The 19,086-nt window shown below is 72.7% G+C and carries 16 protein-coding genes and 1 pseudogene; 9 read left to right on the top strand and 8 right to left on the bottom strand.

Going from position 1 to position 19,086, the window contains the following annotated elements:
• Positions 1 to 26: 26 nt before the first annotated feature.
• Positions 27 to 1,424, top strand: coding sequence for an L-serine ammonia-lyase (locus C3486_RS01130; protein WP_103830603.1), 1,398 nt, complete (start codon positions 27 to 29; stop codon positions 1,422 to 1,424).
• Here the strand turns inward: C3486_RS01130 and C3486_RS01125 are convergent.
• Together C3486_RS01125 and C3486_RS01120 are read right to left on the bottom strand one after the other, a co-directional pair.
• The gene (locus C3486_RS01125) at positions 1,411 to 3,267 is read right to left on the bottom strand and encodes an MFS transporter (protein ID WP_103830602.1); all 1,857 of its coding nucleotides are present in this window, start codon (positions 3,265 to 3,267) and stop codon (positions 1,411 to 1,413) included. The two genes, C3486_RS01130 and C3486_RS01125, sit on opposite strands and share 14 nt — an antisense overlap.
• A 210-nt stretch (positions 3,268 to 3,477) precedes the next feature.
• Positions 3,478 to 4,905: a carboxypeptidase regulatory-like domain-containing protein gene (locus C3486_RS01120; RefSeq protein ID WP_103830601.1), complete on the bottom strand. Its 1,428-nt coding sequence runs from the start codon at positions 4,903 to 4,905 to the stop codon at positions 3,478 to 3,480.
• Between the two features lie 158 nt (positions 4,906 to 5,063).
• Between C3486_RS01120 and C3486_RS01115 the strand changes: the two genes are divergently transcribed.
• Entirely contained in the window at positions 5,064 to 6,380 is a 1,317-nt protein-coding gene (locus C3486_RS01115) for a sensor histidine kinase (RefSeq protein WP_103830600.1), read from the top strand.
• A gap of 74 nt (positions 6,381 to 6,454) precedes the next feature.
• Here C3486_RS01115 and yicI read toward each other — a convergent pair whose 3' ends face one another.
• The 5 genes from yicI to C3486_RS01090 form a co-directional block, all read right to left on the bottom strand.
• Positions 6,455 to 8,809 (bottom strand): alpha-xylosidase, encoded by a 2,355-nt coding sequence (gene yicI, locus C3486_RS01110; RefSeq protein WP_103830599.1) that lies wholly within the window; start codon positions 8,807 to 8,809, stop codon positions 6,455 to 6,457.
• A 30-nt stretch (positions 8,810 to 8,839) separates the two neighbouring features.
• Positions 8,840 to 9,661, bottom strand: coding sequence for a carbohydrate ABC transporter permease (locus C3486_RS01105; protein WP_374936829.1), 822 nt, complete (start codon positions 9,659 to 9,661; stop codon positions 8,840 to 8,842).
• 4 nt (positions 9,662 to 9,665) lie between these two features.
• Positions 9,666 to 10,565 carry a carbohydrate ABC transporter permease gene (locus tag C3486_RS01100; protein WP_103830598.1) on the bottom strand — a complete coding sequence of 300 codons (900 nt, stop codon included), beginning with the start codon at positions 10,563 to 10,565 and terminating at the stop codon, positions 9,666 to 9,668.
• A gap of 10 nt (positions 10,566 to 10,575) precedes the next feature.
• A complete protein-coding gene (locus C3486_RS01095) occupies positions 10,576 to 11,814 on the bottom strand; it encodes an ABC transporter substrate-binding protein (RefSeq protein ID WP_374936828.1) in 1,239 nt (412 codons plus the stop codon).
• A gap of 96 nt (positions 11,815 to 11,910) precedes the next feature.
• Complete coding sequence (locus C3486_RS01090; protein ID WP_103830597.1) at positions 11,911 to 12,924, bottom strand: LacI family DNA-binding transcriptional regulator; 1,014 nt, start codon at positions 12,922 to 12,924, stop codon at positions 11,911 to 11,913.
• A gap of 525 nt (positions 12,925 to 13,449) precedes the next feature.
• On the opposite strand from C3486_RS01090, the gene C3486_RS01085 reads away from it, so the two are divergent.
• The 7 genes from C3486_RS01085 (at position 13,450) to C3486_RS01055 (ending at position 18,629) form a co-directional block, all read left to right on the top strand.
• A complete protein-coding gene (locus C3486_RS01085; RefSeq protein WP_374936827.1) occupies positions 13,450 to 13,782 on the top strand; it encodes an SRPBCC domain-containing protein in 333 nt (110 codons plus the stop codon).
• 134 nt (positions 13,783 to 13,916) lie between these two features.
• Complete coding sequence (locus C3486_RS01080; protein ID WP_103830596.1) at positions 13,917 to 14,387, top strand: cation:proton antiporter regulatory subunit; 471 nt, start codon at positions 13,917 to 13,919, stop codon at positions 14,385 to 14,387.
• A 2-nt stretch (positions 14,388 to 14,389) separates the two neighbouring features.
• Positions 14,390 to 15,715: a cation:proton antiporter gene (locus tag C3486_RS01075; RefSeq protein WP_103830595.1), complete on the top strand. Its 1,326-nt coding sequence runs from the start codon at positions 14,390 to 14,392 to the stop codon at positions 15,713 to 15,715.
• Between the two features lie 45 nt (positions 15,716 to 15,760).
• Positions 15,761 to 16,342 carry a VanZ family protein gene (locus C3486_RS01070; RefSeq protein WP_181138398.1) on the top strand — a complete coding sequence of 194 codons (582 nt, stop codon included), beginning with the start codon at positions 15,761 to 15,763 and terminating at the stop codon, positions 16,340 to 16,342.
• 96 nt (positions 16,343 to 16,438) lie between these two features.
• A complete protein-coding gene (locus C3486_RS01065; RefSeq protein WP_103830594.1) occupies positions 16,439 to 16,849 on the top strand; it encodes a helix-turn-helix transcriptional regulator in 411 nt (136 codons plus the stop codon).
• A 375-nt stretch (positions 16,850 to 17,224) separates the two neighbouring features.
• Positions 17,225 to 17,887 carry a response regulator transcription factor gene (locus C3486_RS01060; RefSeq protein WP_103830593.1) on the top strand — a complete coding sequence of 221 codons (663 nt, stop codon included), beginning with the start codon at positions 17,225 to 17,227 and terminating at the stop codon, positions 17,885 to 17,887.
• 172 nt (positions 17,888 to 18,059) lie between these two features.
• Positions 18,060 to 18,629 (top strand): DinB family protein, encoded by a 570-nt coding sequence (locus C3486_RS01055; RefSeq protein WP_103830592.1) that lies wholly within the window; start codon positions 18,060 to 18,062, stop codon positions 18,627 to 18,629.
• Between the two features lie 184 nt (positions 18,630 to 18,813).
• Here C3486_RS01055 and C3486_RS01050 read toward each other — a convergent pair.
• Positions 18,814 to 19,086, bottom strand: a pseudogene (locus C3486_RS01050) (NADP oxidoreductase); the annotation flags it as partial.

The following is a 19,086-nucleotide window of genomic DNA, read 5'->3' as shown; positions in this document are numbered from 1 at the left end:
CCGCACGCGCCGACAAGGGAGCCTTCGTGGCCATCTCCGTGTTCGACCTGTTCTCCATCGGCATCGGCCCGTCCTCGTCCCATACGGTCGGCCCGATGCGCGCGGCGCACCTCTTCGTCGGCCGCCTCAAGAACGACGGCCTGCTCGCCCACACCGCCGCGGTACGCGCCGAACTGTTCGGCTCGCTGGGCGCCACCGGGCACGGCCACGGCACTCCGAAGGCCGTCCTGCTCGGGCTGGAGGGCAACGAACCGCACACGGTCGACGTCGCCGAGGCCGAGGCCGACGTGGAGCGGATCATGTCGACCGGGCGGCTGCGACTGCTGGGCCGCGACCTCGGCGACGCGCACGAGATCGGCTTCGACACGGACCGGCAACTGGTCCTGCACCGGCGGCGCTCCCTGCCGTACCACGCCAACGGCATGACCCTCTTCGCGTACGACAGCGCGGGGGAGCCGCTTCTGGAGCGGACGTACTACTCGGTCGGCGGCGGCTTCGTGGTCGACGAGGACGCGATCGGCGCGGACCGGATCAAGCTGGACGACACGGTGCTGACGTACCCCTTCCGCACCGGCGACGAGCTGCTGCGGCTCGCCCGGGAGACCGGTCTGTCGATCTCGGCGCTGATGCTGGAGAACGAGAAGGCCTGGCGCACGGAAGCGGAGATCCGGGCCGGGCTGCTGGAGATCTGGCGGGTCATGGAGGAGTGCGTCGCAAGCGGTCTGGGCCGTGAGGGCATCCTGCCGGGAGGGCTGAAGGTGCGGCGGCGCGCCGCCGCCTCCGCCCGGCAACTGCGCGCCCGCGGCGACGCACCGGCGCACGCCATGGAGTGGGTGACGCTCTATGCGATGGCCGTCAATGAGGAGAACGCGGCCGGCGGCCGGGTGGTGACCGCGCCGACCAACGGCGCGGCCGGCATCATCCCCGCCGTCCTGCACTACTACATGAACTTCGCGGCCGGCGGTGCCTCCGAAGAAGAAAAGCAAGAGGGCGTGATCCGCTTCCTGCTGGCGGCCGGCGCCATCGGGATGCTGTTCAAGGAGAACGCCTCGATCTCCGGCGCCGAGGTGGGCTGCCAGGGCGAGGTGGGCTCGGCCTGCTCGATGGCCGCGGGCGGCCTGGCGGAGGTGCTGGGCGGCTCCCCGGAGCAGGTGGAGAACGCGGCCGAGATCGGCATGGAGCACAACCTCGGCCTGACCTGCGACCCGGTGGGCGGCCTGGTGCAGATCCCGTGCATCGAGCGCAACGGCATGGCCTCGGTCAAGGCCGTCACCGCCGCGCGCATGGCGCTGCGCGGCGACGGCCGCCACCACGTCTCCCTCGACAAGGTCATCAAGACCATGAAGGAGACGGGTGCGGACATGAAGGTCAAGTACAAGGAGACCGCGCGGGGCGGACTCGCGGTCAACGTCATCGAGTGCTGACGGGAGCGGCCGCCGGGCTGCCCTCCGGCGCGGCGGTGACGACCAGGTCGACGTCGACCGGGCGGCCCTCGCCGGGGTGCACGGCCGCCGAGGCGCGCGGGGCATGACCGGCGACCATGGCGGCCAGTACGTAGGCACCGCCGTCCGGGACGGCGACCGCGTACCGGCCTTCGTGGTCGGTGAGCGCGGTGCCGGCCCGGCGTCCGTACCGGTCGATCAGCGCCACCCTGGCGCGGGGCACCGGCTCCCCGGCCCGGTCCAGGACCCGCCCGCGGAACCCGGCGCCCGGCGCTCCGGCCTGCCGTACCGGACGGGCCGCCTGCCGCGGCACGCCCTCATGCGCCGGACGGTCCTCCCGCACCGGGCCGGCCTCCTGCGTCGCGCGGATCGCCAGGGCGGCCCGCTGGAGGTTGGCCTCCTCCTCGCTCGTGGTGACCAGCTGCGGCGCGGACGCCCGCCGGCCGCGCGGCAGGAACGCCGCGAGCAGCAGGCCGACGGCGACCGCCGCCGTGGCGATGAGGAACGAGACGCGGAAGCCGTGCAGGGTGGGCACCGCCACCGAACCCACCTGGTGAGCCGTGTTGGCGAGCACCATGCCGATCACGGCGCTCGACACCGACGTACCGATCGAACGCATCAGTGTGTTCAGCCCGTTGGCCGCGCCCGTCTCGGACGGGTCGACGGCACCGTTGATCAGCGCGGGCAGCGAGGAGTAGGCGAGGCCGATGCCCGCACCGACGATGACCGAGATGACGATGGTCTGCCAGGCGGCGCTCATCAGGCCGAGCCCCGCGCCGTAGCCGATCGCGATGATCAGCATGCCGAGCATGAGGGTGAGCTTCGGGCCGTACCGCGCCGACAGGCGGGCATAGACGGGCGCGGTGAACATCATCGTCAGGCCCAGCGGCGCCACGCACAGACCCGCGACCACCATCGACTGGCCCAGCCCGTAGCCGGTGGCGGCCGGCAGCTGGAGCAGCTGCGGGAGGACGAGCGAGATGGCGTAGAACGCGACACCGACCATGATCGAGGCGAGGTTGGTCAGCAGCACCTCGCGGCGCGCGGTGGTACGCAGGTCCACCAGCGGGGCGGTCATGCGCAGCTCCATCACGCCCCACAGGACGAGCACGACCAGCGCCGCGGCGAAGAGGCCGAGGGTGGTGGCCGAACCCCAGCCCCAGTCACTGCCCTTGGTGATCGGCAGCAGGAACAGCACGAGACCGAGGGAGAGGCCGAGCGCGCCCGCGAGGTCGAAGCGGCCCTCGGCCCGGACCCGGCTCTCCGGCACGACCGCCAGTGTGAGCAGGATCGAGACGACGCCGAGTCCGGCGGAGCCGAAGAACAGCGCGTGCCAGTCGGCGTGCTGGGCGACCAGGGCGGCGAGCGGCAGGGCCAGTCCGCCGCCCACGCCTATGGAGGAGCTCATCAGGGCCAGGGCCGAACCGAGCCGTTCGACGGGCAGTTCGTCCCGCATCAGGCCGATGCCGAGCGGGATGGCGCCCATGGCGAAGCCCTGGAGCGCGCGGCCGACGATCATCACGAGGAGGTCGCTGGTGGACGCGCAGACGAGCGAGCCGGCCACCATGACCGCGAGGCTGGTGACCAGCATGCGGCGCTTGCCGAAGAGGTCGCCGAGCCGGCCCATGATCGGCGTGGCGACGGCGCCGGCGAGCAGGGTGGCCGTCATGACCCAGGTGGCGTTCGACGGTGCGGTGTCCAGCAGGACCGGCAGATCCTTGATGACCGGCACCAGCAGTGTCTGCATCACGGCGACGACGATGCCGGCGAAGGCGAGGACGAGGACGACTGCGCGCGACCGTTGAGGGGCCGTCGTCTGGGGCATTGCCTGGGACCTCCGGAAGAAGCGGACGGGACGCACCGGGCGGGCGTCGCGAGCGGATGCCGTACGTGCAGCCTGAACTCACGCACGCACGGTGGGTATTCCGAAGAGCATCGTACGAAGAGAAGTCTTGACCTTTCCATTACGCCTTCGCGTGCGGCGGGACGCTCAAGGGGCGCCCGGGAAAGGGGAAATGCGCCGAGACGGGTGTTTTCAGGAGGTGGCGGAGGCGCCGCCCGGCGACGGGTCCTGCGGGCGCGGCCGCAGCACGAAGTCCTGGTGCGCCACCGGCCCGTCCTTGATGTACACCCGCTTGATGGACGGGACGCGGCGCGGCCCGCCGGCGATGACGTTGACGAAGCCCACCGGCAGCCCGGTCAGCCGGTACTCGCCGTGCTCGTCGGTCCGCGTACGCGTCAGCTGCCGCCCGTCGGTGGTGGTGACGGTGATCAGCACGCCGTGCAGCGGCTGCGAACCGGTGTCCAGGACCCGCCCGGCCAGCATCGGTTCGGAGGCCCCGATGTAGTGGGTGGACGCGCGCACCGGCATCGGCTGGGGCATTTCGAACGTCGGGTCCTGCACCGCTTCCTCCAGGTCGGACGGGGTCAGCTCCTCGTCCCCGCCGGAGCGCGCCACCTTCACCCGGTGCCGCTCCCAGAAGAACCCGGCACAGATCAGCACGATGCCGACGGCGATCCACACGCTCAGCGCCAGCAGCGGGCGGAACAGCTCGACGCCGTCGAAGTACATCTCGTTCCGCAGCGCGTCGACCAGGTTGCCCAGCGGCATGTACGGATGCAGATGGCGGAAGAAGGACGGCACCATCTCGACGGGGATCGCCCCGCCGCTGGCCGGCATGGAGAGCAGGACGAACACCACGATGGCCACGCCGGGGAAGAACTGCCGCACGAAGGGCACCAGCCCGTAGCACGTCAGCGAGACCGCCAGGCTCAGCATGAACATGTACAGCAGACAGATCGGCCGGTCCACGATGCAGTCCATCGCGAGGGAGATGTAGAAGGCGGCCACGGCCATCACCGCGCCGGAGACGACGAAGGTGGTGACCTTCTTCCAGCGGCCGAGCCCCGTGGCCCGCAGCATCATCATCACCATGATGTACGACGGGATGGTCAGCCCCAGGCACAGGTAGAACAGGCTCGTGCCCATGCCGTCCTTGGGCGCGGTCGGCGCCAGTTCGACCTGCTTCAGCGTGGCGCCGCCCCGCTCGGCGAGCGGCGTGAACACCTGCTGCAGTACCGCCTCGATCTCGAAGCCGCCGGCCTTCGCGGTGTACAGGACAGGATGGGCGGCGTCCGGCAGATAGCCGCCGGCGGCCCGCCGCTCCAGCACCGCGCGCCGCAGGGCCGCGTCACCGCCGGGCACCGGCCGTACCTCGAACCCGCCCGGCACGGCCTTGTCGAGGGCCCCCTGCACCTGCGAAGCGGCCGGTGCCGGAACGGCCACCCGGATGTCCTTCGGGGTGGGGTTGTGGAAGGCCAGCAGGTAGCAGAAGAGGAAGCCGAAGAAGAACAGCGCAGGGAACCACAGGCTGCTGACGAGCACCTTCGCCGTGTGCGTCCACCCCGGGCGCGGTTCGCCGTCGGCCGTCGCCGCGTCCTCGTCGTGCTGTGTTCCGGACATGCCGCGCCTTCCCTCAGCGGAATCCTGCCTCTCCGCTGCTGGGGCATCTCCGCCGGAACGCCCCGGCACACCCGTCTTGCTGCACTCGGCCCAGCAGGTTGGCCCGCCGGTGGTAGGGCGGCGCCGGGCGCGGGCAGCGCGTCTCCTATCCTCGCCGGGTGAGTACCAGCAGTCCCAGCCGGCACTTCCGGCACGTTGTACGTTCCTGGTGCGTGGTGCCGGTGAACCACCGGGCGGTGGTGCCGGGCCGGTCAGGACGGACGCCGCTGCGGTCGCCGGTCGTCGCCGACGTGCTCGTCACGGCCATCGTCCTCGGGCTGTCGGTGTGGAACAGCGTCAAGAACCCGTACCTCGGGCCGGCCGCGCCGTGGGCCAACCTGCTGCTCGCCGCCCTGGTCCCGCTGCCCCTGCTGGCGCGGCGCCGGGTGCCCGAGGCCGTGCTCGCGGTCGCGCTCGTCGCCAAGGTCCTCCAGATCTCGTACTTCGCGCTGCCCTTCGCGTTCTACGCCGAGGGCGCCTACCGCGGGCCGCACAGCCGCCGCACGGTGTGGGTGACGGCAGCGGCGGGCCTGCTGGCGGTGGTGCCGTGGACCGCCGGGCCCTGGACGCACCCGCGGATGCTGCTCGGCTCGATCCTCGTCAACTTCGTCCTCGCCATCCTCGTCCCCCTGCTCCTCGGCCTGTACCAGGGCGAGCGGCGCGCCGTCCTCGCCGGGCTGATGGAACGGGCCGAGCGCGCCGAACGCGAACAGCGGCTGCGGGCGGAGGCCGCGCGCGCCGAGGAGCGCCAGCGCATCGCGAGCGAGATGCACGACGTCGTCTCGCACCAGGTGAGCCTGATCGTGGTGCACGCGGGCGCGCTGGCCACCGTGGCCCACGACCCGAAGGTGACGGCCGAGGCCGCGCAGATCATCCAGACGGCGGGCCGGCAGGCGCTCACGGAGCTGCGCGAGATGCTGGGCCTGCTCAAGAGCGGCCCCGACACTGCGGCCGGAGCGGCGGACGGGGACGGGACGGCGGACGGGGACGGCGCCGCGCAGCCCGCCGCCGACGGTGCCGCCGTGGGCCGGATCGCCGCACTGGCCGACAGCTCGCGCGCCGCCGGACTGCCCGTCACGCTGCACAGCGAGGGCGAGCCGCGGGCACTCGCCGAGCAGGTCGAGCGGGCCGCGTACCGGGTCGTGCAGGAGGCCCTGACCAACGTGCACAAGCACGCGCCGGGCGCGGCCACGGACATCCGCGTCACCTACCGCCCCGACGCACTGTCCGTGAACGTGACCAACGGCCCGGCGGGCCGTCCCGCCGACCGGTCCCCGGACGGTGAGGGGCCGCTGCTGCCCAGCGGCGGTCACGGCCTGATCGGGCTGGCCGAGCGGGTGCGTCTGGCCGGCGGCGACCTGGACGCGGGGCCCCGGGACGACGGCGGATTCCACGTCAGCGCCACGCTGCCCGCACCGCCGCGTACTGCCGACTGACGGTACGGGCGGCCCGCCCGCGCGCCGACTCCGGGCCGCCGGCTCAGCGCACCGGCCCCGCACCGGCCTTCGGCTCAGCCCTCCAGCCCGTCGGCTCGGTCCTCCAGCCCGTCGAGGGTTCCGGACAGCTCCGCTGCGCCCGGTGCGGCGGTCAGCCGTGCGTCGGCGCCCGGCAGGAGCACGTGCCAGGGCCCCGGCGCGCCGGCCGCCTCGACGACGATGTGCCGGCCGTCCCTGCGGGTGCGGAACACCGCGTCGGGCGCGCCGTCCGGCGCGGGCACCCGTGTGGTCACCTCGTCGCCGTCGCCGAGCCGGTGCACCCGCAGCGTCACGTCGTGCCGCCAGTCGTACACGGCCCGGCCGGGCACACTGCCGAACGGGATGACAGAACCGGGGCGGGCCAGCAGCGGCAGGCTGTCGAAGCCGTACCGCTCGCGCCGCCAGCCCGGCCCCCGTACGCGCGCGCCGGAGAGCAGATGGGTCCACTCGCCGTCCGGCACGTAGTACTCCACCGTGTCGTCGGCGCTGAGGACCGGCGCCACCAGCAGGTCGTCGCCGAGCATGTACTGCCGGTCCAGGGTGTGGCAGGCCGGATCGCCGGGAAACTCCAGGAGCATCGCGCGCATGACGGGCGTGCCGTGCTCCGCTGCCTGGCGCGCGGCCCGGTACAGGTACGGCATCAGCCGGTGCTTGAGCCGGGCGAAGTCGCGGGTGACGGCGACGGCCTCGTCGTCGAAGTCCCACGGCACGCGGTACGACGTACTGCCGTGCAGGCGGCTGTGCGAGGACAGCAGCCCGAACTGCACCCAGCGCTTGAAGACCGCCGGGCTCGGCGTGCCCTCGAAACCGCCGATGTCATGGCTCCAGAAGCCGAACCCGGACAGCCCGAGGGAGAGCCCGCCGCGCAGCGACTCGGCCATCGCACCGAAGGTGGACTCGCAGTCCCCGCCCCAGTGGACGGGGAACTGCTGGCCGCCCGCGGTCGCGGAGCGCGCGAAGAGCACCGCCTCGTCCGCGCCGCGCGCGGCGGTGAGCGTCTCGAAGACCGTGCGGTTGTAGAGGTGCGTGTAGTAGTTGTGCATCCGCGCCGGATCGGAGCCGTCGTGCCAGACCACGTCGGTGGGGATGCGCTCGCCGAAGTCGGTCTTGAAGCAGTCGACGCCCTGGCCGAGCAGCCCGCGCAGCTTCTCCGCGTACCACTCGCGGGCCCCGGGATGGGTGAAGTCGACCAGGCCCATGCCGGCCTGCCACATGTCCCACTGCCACACACTGCCGTCCGGCCGGCGGACCAGGTACCCCAGGCGCGCGGCCTCCTCGAAGAGGGGAGACTTCTGCGCGATGTAGGGATTGATCCAGACACAGACCTTCAGCCCGTCCCCGTCCCCGTTGCCGTCCTCGCTCCCGCTGCCGTGCTCGCTCTTGAGGCGGCGCAGCATGCCCTCCGGGTCAGGGAAGACGTCCGGGTCCCAGGTGAAGTCGCACCACTGATAGGCGCGCATCCAGAAGCAGTCGAAGTGGAACACGCCGAGGGGGATGTCCCGCTCGGCCATGCCGCGTACGAAGCGGGTGACGGTCTCCTCGTCGTAGGAGGTGGTGAAGGACGTGGACAGCCACAGCCCGAAGGACCAGGCGGGCGGCAGCGCCGGGCGGCCGGTCAGCGCGGTGTAGCGGTCCAGCACCTCCTTCGGCGTCGGGCCGTGCACGACGTAGTACTCCAGGCTCTGGTCCTCGACGCTGAACTGGACCCGGCCGACCGCCTCGGACCCCACCTCGTAGGAGACCAGGCCCGGGTGGTTGACGAAGACGCCGTAGCCGCGGTTGGTGAGGTGGAACGGCACGTTCTTGTAAGCCTGTTCGCTGGCGGTGCCGCCGTCCGCCTGCCAGATGTCGACGCGCTGCCCGTTGCGGGTGAACGGGGTGAAGCGCTCGCCCAGCCCGTACACCAGCTCGCCGACGCCGAGCGAGAGCTGGGCGAGGGAGTGGTGCGCGCCGTCGGGCGTGGTGGCGAAGCCGGTACCGCGTGCCGCAACCGACGTCAGCGTGCGGCCGTCCGCGGCGAAGTCCAGCCGGTACGGCGCCGCGGTGTCGACCCGCAACGACAGCCCTCCGGCGGTGAGTTGGATGACCGTGCCGTCGCGGTGGACCGTCCCCGCGGAGGTGCCGTCCGGGCCGGTGTGCAGCGCGAAGTGCGGACCGCGGTCGACCGAGCCCGCGTGGTGGGTGGTGCGTACGCCGATCACGCCCTCGGCGGGCGAGAAGCACTCCACGGCCAGCAGGGGAGCGTTGAGGGTGTCGCCGCGGTGCCGGACGTGGCGTGTTGCGGCGTGGAGGGTGAACCGGCCGTCACCGACCCGGGTGTCGACGATCTCGGTGGCGTACGACGCCTGGACGCCGTCCCGCATCAGCCAGTAGCCGTCGGTGAACTTCATCGGACGATCCGCCTTCCCGTCGTGCGGTGGCTACTTGACGGAACCGCCGGTGATGCCGGCGGCGATGTACTTCTGGGCGACGACCAGCAGGACCGCGGCGGGCACCGCCGACAGCACGGCTGTCGCCATGACCGCGCCCCAGTCGCTGACGTGGGCGCCGACGAACTGGTAGATGCCGAGGGTGACCGGCCTGACGTCGTCGGTGGTGTTGAGCGTCAGCGCGAACATGAAGTCCGACCAGGCGAAGAGGAAGGTGAACAGCCCGGCCGTGATGAGCGCGTTGCGGCTCATCGGGAGCACGACGCGGACGAAGGCCGTGAAGCGGTTCGCGCCGTCCACCAGCGCCGCCTCGACCACCTCACCGGGGAGCGACACCATGAAGGCACGCAGCAGCACGATGGAGAACGGCAGCCCGAGCGAGGCGTCGGCCAGGATCAGCCCCAGATAGGAGTTGATCAGGCCCAGCTCCGCGTACGCGCTGTAGAGCGCGTTGGCGATGACGATGCCCGGCACCATCTGCGTGAGGAGCGTGGTGAAGACGACGCCGCGGCCGCCGCGCAGCGCGAACTGCGCCAGCCCGTACGCGGCGGGCGCCGCCAGCGCGAGACACACGGCGACGGCACCGAGCGCGACCACCAGGCTGGTGAGCATCGAGCGGCCCTGGCTCGCCAGCGCCAGACGGAAACTCCCCAGGCCCGGGTCGCCGGGGAACCAGTCCACCGCGATGCCCGAGGCGGGCTGGAGGGCGGTGTTCAGCATCCAGTAGACCGGGAAGAGCAGCACGGCGAGGATCAGCAGTGCGGCGGCGGTGTTCCGGGCGCCGCGCAGCCGACGGGCGGTTCTCGGGACCACGTGATCACTTCCCCTTGCCGAAGTCGGCGCGGTTCGCGCGCAGGTACAGCACGGCGAAGACCGCGCTGACCAGGATGAGGACGGTGCCGACGACGGCGCCCCGGCCGAAGTCGAGCCGCAGGAACGACATCTGGTAGGTGACGGTGCCCAGGGTCTGGGTCGCATCGGCGGGGCCGCCGGCGGTGAGCGCCAGGATCAGGTCCAGGATCTTGACCGTGGACATGAAGCCCAGCACGAGCACCACGGTGATCACCGGCCGCAGCAGCGGCAGGGTGACGCTGCGGAAGGCCCGCCAGGGACGCGCGCCGTCCAGCGCCGCCGCCTCGTACAGCTCCCGCGGTATCTCCTGGAGCCCGCCGTAGAGGATGACCATGTTGAACGGGATGCCGATCCAGATGTTGACCAGGACGGCCGAGAGCAGCGCGACGCTCGGGCTGCTCAGCCACGGCACCCCGCCGTCGGCCAGGCCGACCGCCCGCAGGAAGGTGTTGAGCACCCCGTGCTCCTGGTCGAGGATGCGCCGCCACACGACGGCGGACACCACCATGGGCACCAGCCAGGGCAGCAGCAGGACGGCCCGCACGAACCCGGCGAGCCGGAAGCGCCGCGAGAAGAAGACGGCCAGCGCCAGCCCGATGGTGAACTGGCCGAGCAGCGAACCGGCCGTGAACAGCGCCGTGTGCCACAGCGCATCGGTGAACAGCGGGTCGGTCAGCACGGCCCGCCAGTTGTCGAACCCGTTGAAGGGCGCCTCGCCGGTGAAGTACGTCGTCGGCGTGTAGTGCTGAAAACTCATCAGCAGATTGCGGACCAGCGGAGCGCCGAAGAAGAGGCCCATGTAGAGCAGCGCGGGAGCGACGAAAAGCCAGCGGAACAGCGCGGAGCGCCGGGTACGGGTGGTCATGACCGGTGCCTCACTTCTCCGCCGTCGCCTGCTGCTGCGCCCGTCTCAGCGCCTGCGCGGGGCTGCTCCGGCCGGTCAGTACGGACTGGAAAGCGCCCGCGAGCGCGTCGCCGACGGCGGGCCAGCGGGTGCCGACCCTGGCGGTGCGGGACCGGGCGGTGGTGACCAGGTCGGCGAACGGCGCGAGCTTCGGATTGCGCTGCGCGTAACGCCGCGCCGCCGCGGTGCGCGTGGGCACGTTGTTGGACGCCTGACCCCAAGCCAGCTGGTTGGCAGGGGAGTTGAGGCAGTCGAGGATCTTCGCGGCGTTCCGCTCCCGGTCCGGTGCGTCGCTCTTGGGTACGGTCATGACGGTGCCGCCGATGGGCGGCACCGCCGTGCCGCCCGCCTCCGGGACGGGAATCGTGGCGACCGCCCAGCGGGTCTTGCGCTGGGCGTCGAGCACCGGCACCTGCCACGGCCCGTTGATCATCATGGCGGCGCGGCCCGCGAGGAACTGGTCGTTGACGTCCTGCTGGTTCCAGTTGACGACGGCCTTGGACACGGACCCGTCCGCCACCAGCTGCCGCCACAGCTCCAGCGCCGCCTCCCCGCGGCCGTCGTCGAGCCGCGCCTCGTCGCCGCCCGCCGACCAGAAGAAGGGCAGGAACTGGTAGACCCCGTCGGCGTCCGGACTGGCGCTGAAGGCCAGCCCGTAGGTGCCGCCCCCGGTCAGCTTCCGCGCCGCCGTACGCAGCTCCGCCCAGGTGCGGGGCGGCTCGACGCCGGCCTTCGCCAACAGCTCGGGGTTGTAGTACAGGGCGAGGGAGTTGGCGGACCGCGCCACCCCGTACCGGGTGCCCTTGTACGAGCCGAGGGAGACGGCGCTGCGCGAGAACCCCGACGCGTCCACGCCGAGTTCGGCCAGCGGCCGCAGCCCGCCGGTCAGCGCGAACTGCGGCAGCTCCGAGCCGTCCAGCTCCAGGATGTCGGGCAGCGAGCGGGACGACGCCATCCGCAGCGCCTTGGAGGACACCTGGTCGGCGGGGACGCTGAGCTGTTCCACGCGCAGCCCCAGCGGCCGTGCGCAGCGGTCGAAGAACTTCTGGTTCTTGGTGTGTTCGGCGGTGTCGGTGGCCGAGTTCAGCACGGTGACCGTGCCGGGGTCCGGCGCCGCCGCGCACCCGGTGAGGCCGGGCGCGACCGCGGCGCACGCCGTGACCACGGCGAGCACGGCGGTACGTCGTCGGGACAGTCCTTGGGGCTTCACGGGACTCCTTCGAGTCGAAGCGCTTCGATGGACGGTGCGTGGTGCCCGTGCGCTGCCGGACCGGCGGCCGGCCGCGGCCAGGTGGTACGTGCGCGGTCAGGTCGTGCGTGCGCGCGGTGCGGTGCTCGCCCGTTCGGTCAGCCGCGGCGGCAGCAGCGTCGCGTCGGGTACGGTCCGGCCGTCCAGCTTCGCCATCAGCAGCTCGACGGAGCGTGCCCCCACCTCGGCGGCGGGGATGGTGACGGAGGTGAGCGGCACGGCGGCCGCCTCCGCCTGCTCGTCCGGGCACACCGCGACCACCGACAGATCCGCCGGCACCCGCAGCCCAGCGCCGCGGAACGCCTCCAGCAGCGGCCCGAGCGCCGGCTCGTTGTGCACCACGACCGCGGTCAGGTCCGGGTGGTCGCGCAGCAGCCGGTCGACCGTCTCGCGTGCGGCCTGCGTACCGGGCGCGACCGGCAGCACGGCCGAGGTCATGCCGTACCGGTGTGCCGCTGCCGTGAAGCCGGCCGCCGTCCGCCGCGCGAAGCCGGTACCGCGTACGTACACCTCCGGCGGCGAGCCCAGCAGCGCCACGGTGCGGTGGCCGAGCCGCGCCAGGTGCGCCACACACTCCTCGCCGGTCGCCGTGAAGTCCAGGTCGATGCAGGTCAGCCCGTCGGCCTCGGCGGGGAAGCCGATGAGGACCGAGGGCAGCCGGAGAGCGCGGAGCAGCGGTACCCGGGCGTCGTGCAGCTGGACGTCCATCACGACCAGCGCGTCCACCAGCGCGGTGTCCGCCACCCTGCGCAGCCCGTCCTCGCCCTCCTCCTGGGTGAGCAGCAGGACGTCGTGGTCGTGCGTCCGGGCGGTGGTGACCACTGACGCGGCGAACTGCATCTGCACCGGCACGTGGACACCGCTGCGCAGCGGCATCACGAGTGCCACCACGTTGGACCGGCTGCTGGCCAGCGCCCGGGCCCCGGCGTGTGGCCGGTACCCGAGCTGCCGGATGCTCGCCTCGACCCGGCACCGGGTGGCGGCCGAGATGGAGCGCTTGCCGCTGAGCACGTACGACACCGTGCTCGGCGACACACCGGCGTGCCGCGCCACATCCGTGATCTTGACCATCAGGCTCTCCTCGGACCGTCCCGGACCGCCTCGGCCGGCGTCCGCCGGACCGGTGAATCGAATCGTTTCGACAACGGGCGTCGAAGCGATTCGCCGGAACAGTAGGGAGGGGGGTGAGGGGTGTCAATGGAGTGAACAGCGAGTCCTTGGAGCCCACTTCGCCCCGCCGTGGTGCCGACCCGCGGCGGGCGGCCCGTAGGGTCGGCCGGTCGGCCGGTGCGCTGAGCGGCCCATGCGGCGGGCGGCCCGTGCGGTCAGCCGGCCGGCCGCTGTCGCCCGTTCGGCGCTGTGCCGGCCCGCTCCGATTGACGGCCGGTCATCCGCCTGCACACCGTCGGGGTGCGCGCGTCCGCGTCCGCGGGCGCGCGCCGCCGTTGCACCGACGAGCCGAGGACGCCATGACCGACAGACCGGCCTTTGTCTACGTCACCTACATCGAGGGGAGCGCGGAGCGCGTCTGGCACGCGCTGACCGACCCCGAGCTGACGGCCGCGTACTGGGGCCACGAGCAACGTCTCCGACTGGGTGACCGGCTCCCCGTGGGAGCACCGGCGCACCGACGGCTCGGGCATCGCCGACGTCGTCGGGCTGGTCGTCGAGAGCGACCCGCCGCGCCGGCTGGTCACCACCTGGGCCGAGCCGGGGGAGGAGCCGGCCGGCGGCCCGTCGAAGGTCACCTTCTCCATCGAGCCGTACGGCGGGATCGTCCGGCTCACCGTGACCCACGAGAACCTGGCGGACGAGGCCGAGCGCGCCGCGGCGGCCGGCGGCTGGGCCGCCGTGCTCTCCAACCTCAAGTCCCTTGTGGAGACCGGGAGTCCGCTCCCGGAGGAGCCCTGGCGCATGCCCGCCGGCTGATCCGCCGCCCCGGCCCGGCCATATGTAACCACCAAGCGTCTGTAATGATGGGGTAAAACGTAATGGCCAGGTAAAGGAGATCGCGTCCGGTCCGCGCCCCCGGCGCCCCCGGCGCGGCATCCAGGGAGGACATGATGGGGACGCGACGCACTTCGCTGCCGGGCGTCGGTACGCGCTACGACTTCACCACGCACGCCGGACAGCACCTCTCCGTGGTGGTGCACCACGACGGACGCCGCTTCATCGGCTTCTACTCGGCCGATGACCCCGATACCTGCCAGTCCTCGGTCCCCCTGGAACGGGAGGAGGCGACGGCGCTCGCGCACCTGATAGACCCGGCGCCGCTGGACGCCGTCCGCACCGACGGCATCGACCTGGTCACCGAGCACATCCAGATCGGCAGCCGCTCCCCGTACGGCGGCCGGCTGCTCGGTGACACCCAGGCGCGTACTCGTACCGGCGCGTCCATCGTCGCGGTGCTGCGCCGCACCAGCGCCCATCCGTCCCCCGGTCCCGACTTCCGGTTCGCCATCGGCGACACCCTCGTCGCGGTCGGCACCCGTGAGGGCGTCGACGCCCTCGCCGCGATCATCGCCGGAGGCTGAGCATGCACGAGACCACCGCACTGCTCGTCGAGTTCGGCGCCGTCATCCTCGCGCTCGGCCTCCTCGGCCGGTTCGCCGGCCGGATCGGGCTCTCGCCCATACCCCTCTACCTCCTCGCCGGCCTCGCCTTCGGGCACGGCGGACTGCTCCCGCTCAACGCCAGCGAGGAGTTCGTGGGCGTCGGCGCCGAGATCGGCGTCATCCTGCTGCTGCTCCTGCTCGGCCTCGAATACAGCGCCTCCGAACTGGTCACGAGCCTGAAGACGCAGTACCCGTCAGGGGCCGTCGACTGCCTGCTGAACGCCGTGCCGGGCGCCGTCGCCGCGCTGCTGCTGGGCTGGGGCCCGGTCGCCGCCGTCGCACTGGCCGGCGTCACCTGGATCTCCTCCTCCGGTGTCATCGCCAAGGTCCTCACCGACCTCGGCCGGCTCGGCAACCGCGAGACCCCGGTCATCCTCGGCGTCCTGGTCCTCGAAGACCTCTCCATGGCGGTCTACCTGCCGCTGCTCACCGCCCTGCTGGCCGGCGTCGGCCTCGCCGGCGGCAGCGTCACGCTGCTCATCGCCCTCGGCGCCGTCGGCCTCGTGCTCTACCTCGCGCTCCGGCACGGCCGCCTGATCAGCCGCTGGGTGTCCTCCGACAACCCCGAGATGCTGCTCCTCGTCGTCCTCGGCCTGACCGTGCTCGTCGCGGGCATCGCCCAGGAACTCCAGGTCTCCGCCGCGGTCGGCGCGTTCCTCGTCGGCATCGCGCTGTCCGGCGAGGTGGCGGAGGGCGCGCGCAAGCTCCTCACGCCGCTGCGCGACCTCTTCGCCGCGATCTTCTTCGTCTTCTTCGGCCTGTCCACCGACCCCACGGCCATTCCGCCGGTGCTGCTCCCGGCGCTGCTGCTCGCCGTCGTCACCACCGTGACCAAGGTCCTGACCGGCTGGTACGCGGCCCGCCGCGCCGGCATCGGCCCCAACGGCCGGCTGCGGGCCGGCGGCGCGCTGGTGGCACGCGGTGAGTTCTCCATCGTGATCGCCGGGCTCACCACGGCCGTCGAGCCGCGCATCGGCCCGATCGCCACCGCGTACGTCCTGATCATGGTCATCCTCGGGCCGCTGACCGCGCGCTGGGCGGCGCCCGTGGTCAACCGCGCCAGGTCCGGACTGCTGCCGCTCTTCGGGATCACCTCCCGCAAGCCGGCGGCCGGCCCGGCGACCGCTCCTGAGGCCGCCCCTGAGACCACTCGGGCAGAGAAGCCCGGTGCGGCCGAGGCGTCCGGTGCCCCGGAGGAGGAACCCGCGGCCCGCGAGGACGCGCATGCCCTGCCGCCCCAGGGGTAACCGCACCACCGGACAGGCCAACTCCACGTGACGTGAGGGGTCTTCATGGCGCGGTCACCCTGGCGCAGCGGCGCCACCAAGCGGTCACTCCGGCGCTCCGGCGCCGCCAGGAGGAAGCGCCACGGCCCGGCCACGGGCGGCGGGCCACCGCTCCCGCCGCCCGTACGGGTGCTGGTGATGGTGGTCGCGTTCGCCGTCATGGTGGCCTTCGGCGCGGTGCTCGCCCGGCTGACCCTCCAGCCGTCGGCCGCCTCCGAAGCGCTCACCCACAGCAACCTGCGGCCCGGCGACTCGATCCGCAACTACCTCGCACAGCCCGCGTTCGTCGACACCGTCAAGCAGCTCGGCGGAAACATCGTGCTCGGTGTGCCCTTCGGGCTGCTGCTGCCGGTGGTGGCACCCAGGGCCCGCGGGCCGCTGCGGGTGGTCGCGGTGACCGCCGTGGTGATGCTCCTGGTCGAGCTGGTGCAGGGCGCCCTGGTCACCGGGCGCGCCTTCGACATCGACGACGTCATCCTGAACACCACCGGCGCGCTGCTCGGCTACCTCCTCCTCGGCCGCCGGCTCGGCCGCGCCGTCCACCCCCGCCGCCGCCACTGGTGGCAGCGGCGCACCACTGCCGCCTAGCGCGGTCTTTCCTGGCGGTCCGGACGGCGCCGAACTACGATGGTTCTCGTACATCGGGCATTCACCCACCGGGAGCCCCGACCGACAGGAGCCGTCATGCAGGCCGCCGCGCTCACCACGCCCTCCGGGGGCGGTCCGCGCGTGCTCGCGCACCCGAGCCGGGACGAGATCCGGCTGGAGGACGTGCTGCACGCGCTCGCCGACCCGGTACGGCTCGGCATCGTGCGGGTGCTGGCCGACGCCGAGGGGGAGTGCTCCTGCTCGGTCTTCGACGCGCCGGTCAGCAAGTCCACGCTCACCCACCACTTCCGGGTGCTGCGCGAGCACGGCGTGATCACCCAGACCTACCGCGGCACGGCCAAGATGAACGCACTGCGCCGGGAGGACCTGGCGGACCGCTTCCCCGGCCTGCTCGACACGGTGCTGGCCGCCGCCCGCCGCCAGGCCGCGGCCGGCCCCGACGCCGGAGCGGGTACGGCCGCGGCGGCTGCGACCAGCGCGTCCTGAGGCGCCGGTAAGCCTCCCGCGGGTACTCCGTACGTCTTCCGCGCGTACTTCGCACGCCTTCGTGCTTACTCCGTACACCTCCGCGACTACTCGCACACCTCGCGAGAGCACTCCGCGCGCCCGCGCCCGCGTCCTCGGAGCGGCGGAGTGACGGAGCGGCGGGCCGTCCTGTCGTGTCCGCCACCCTTGCCGCCCGTGGTGCGCCGGTGGAACCCCCGCCGGGCTCCGGTGCGCCCCGCCGACCGGCGGGGGGTGCACGCCGCCGATCTCCTCTTCAAGTGCCGCGGCACCGCCCCTTACCTGCCGTAACCTCGATCACGGAGAGCGCCGCCAGGCCCGGCGGCGGGCAGCGCGCAGCCGGAACGAGGAGCTCGGGTGATCCGTGTCGTGGTCGTGGACGACGAGGAGCTGGTCCGCTCCGGGCTGCGGCTGATCCTCGGGTCGGCGCCGGACATCGAGGTGGTCGCGGACTGCGGCGGCGGCGAGGCACGCGCCACCCTGCTGGCCCACCGCCCGGACGTGCTGCTGCTGGACATCCGCATGCCCGACGTGGACGGCCTGACCGTCCTGCGCGGACTGCGCGAACTGCCCGAGCCGCCGCGCACCGCCATGCTCACCACCTTCGACGGCGAGGAGTACCTCGGCGCCGCCCTGCAGGAGGGCGCCGCCGGCTTCCTCCTGAAGGACACGGCGCCGGAACAACTCGTGCACTCCGTACGGGTACTGGCCGCCGGCGGCCATGTGCTCGCGCCCGGCGTCACCCCGGCCGTGATCGGCGGCTACCTCGGCGGCAAGCCGGACGCGGCCGCGGCGCGCAGCGTCAGCGGCCTCACCGACCGCGAACGCCAGGTGCTCGCGCTGGTCGGCGAGGGGCTCTCGAACGGCGAGATCGCGCTGCGCCTGCACCTGGCGCACGGCACGATAAAGGACCACGTCAGCGCGCTGCTCGCGAAACTGGGCGGACTCAACCGGGTACAGGCGGCGGTGATCGCCGACCGGGCCGGACTGGTCCGGCAGTTGATCGACGACGGAAACTGACCTCAACGGCCGCCGAATGAGGACGGGCGGAAGAGGACGGGCGGAGGAGGACGGGCGGAAGAGGACGGACGGAACCCCCCCTCAACGATCGCCGATTGAGGACGGAAGCTGACCGCAAGCGTTCGTAGCGTGGTCCTGACCGAGGGAACGCAAACCCCGAAGGGCGGAGACCATGACCAGCAACGAGCCGACGAATCCCGACCCGGCCGATGCCCCGGCCGAGACCCCGGCCGTCACCGGTGAGCGCGCCGAATGGCTGGAGGCGCTGGCCAAGCACCGGCACTTCCTGCGCTTCACCACGCGCGGTCTCACCGACGAGCAGGCCGGGCTGCGGACCACCGCCAGCGGCTTGTGCCTGGGCGGTCTGATCAAGCATGTCACCGAGGTCGAGCAGAGCTGGGTGGACTTCCTTCTGAAGGGCCCGTCGGCCATGCCGGACTTCACGACGATGACCGAGGCCGACGTGGCCCGCCGCGCTGACGGGTTCCGGCTGCTGCCCGGTGAGACGCTGGCCGGTGTACTGGCCGACTACGCGGACGTGGCCCGCCGGACCGACGACCTGGTGGCCACCCTGCCCGACCTGGACGCCGCATGGCCGCTGCCGAAGGCCCCGTGGTTCGAGCCCGGCGCACAGTGGTCGGCCCGCCGGGTGCTGATGCACATCATCGCCGAGACCGCCCAGCACGCCGGCCACGCCGACATCATCCGCGAGTCGCTGGACGGGGCGAAGAGCATGGGATAGCGGCGCCGGTCCGGGCAGCGCCCGCCCGGACCGGCGGCCGTACGGGGCCGTACGGGGCCGTACGGGGCCGTGCGGGGCCGTGCGGGGTCACGGGCCCGTGCCGCTGACCGGCCGGGGGCGGGGGCCCGGCCCGTGCCCGCTCACCGGCCGTTCCCTCCCCGCCGGCCCCTGGCCCGGCGCCCGTTCACCGTCCCGCTCGCGCCGCCGCCTCCAGCAGCCCGTCCCAGTCCGGGATCTTGACGGTCGTACGCCCCCAGCTCCTGGCCCAGCGCCGCCTCCGCCGCCTCGATGCCCAGCCAGCCCGGCCACGACACCGGCCGCTGACCGGCCCGCCGCAGCGCGGCCACCGGGTCCTCGGGCAGCTCCCGTCCGGCCAGCCCCGGTGCGTCGGCGAGCAGCGAGCCGGCGGTCTCCTTCGCACACGGCCGGTTCGTGCCGATCACGCCGGTCGGCCCGC

It is taken from the genome of Streptomyces sp. Ru73 (assembly GCF_002920575.1).
In the GTDB taxonomy this organism is placed as follows: domain Bacteria; phylum Actinomycetota; class Actinomycetes; order Streptomycetales; family Streptomycetaceae; genus Streptomyces.
This window is presented reverse-complemented; position numbering and strand designations above follow the sequence as displayed.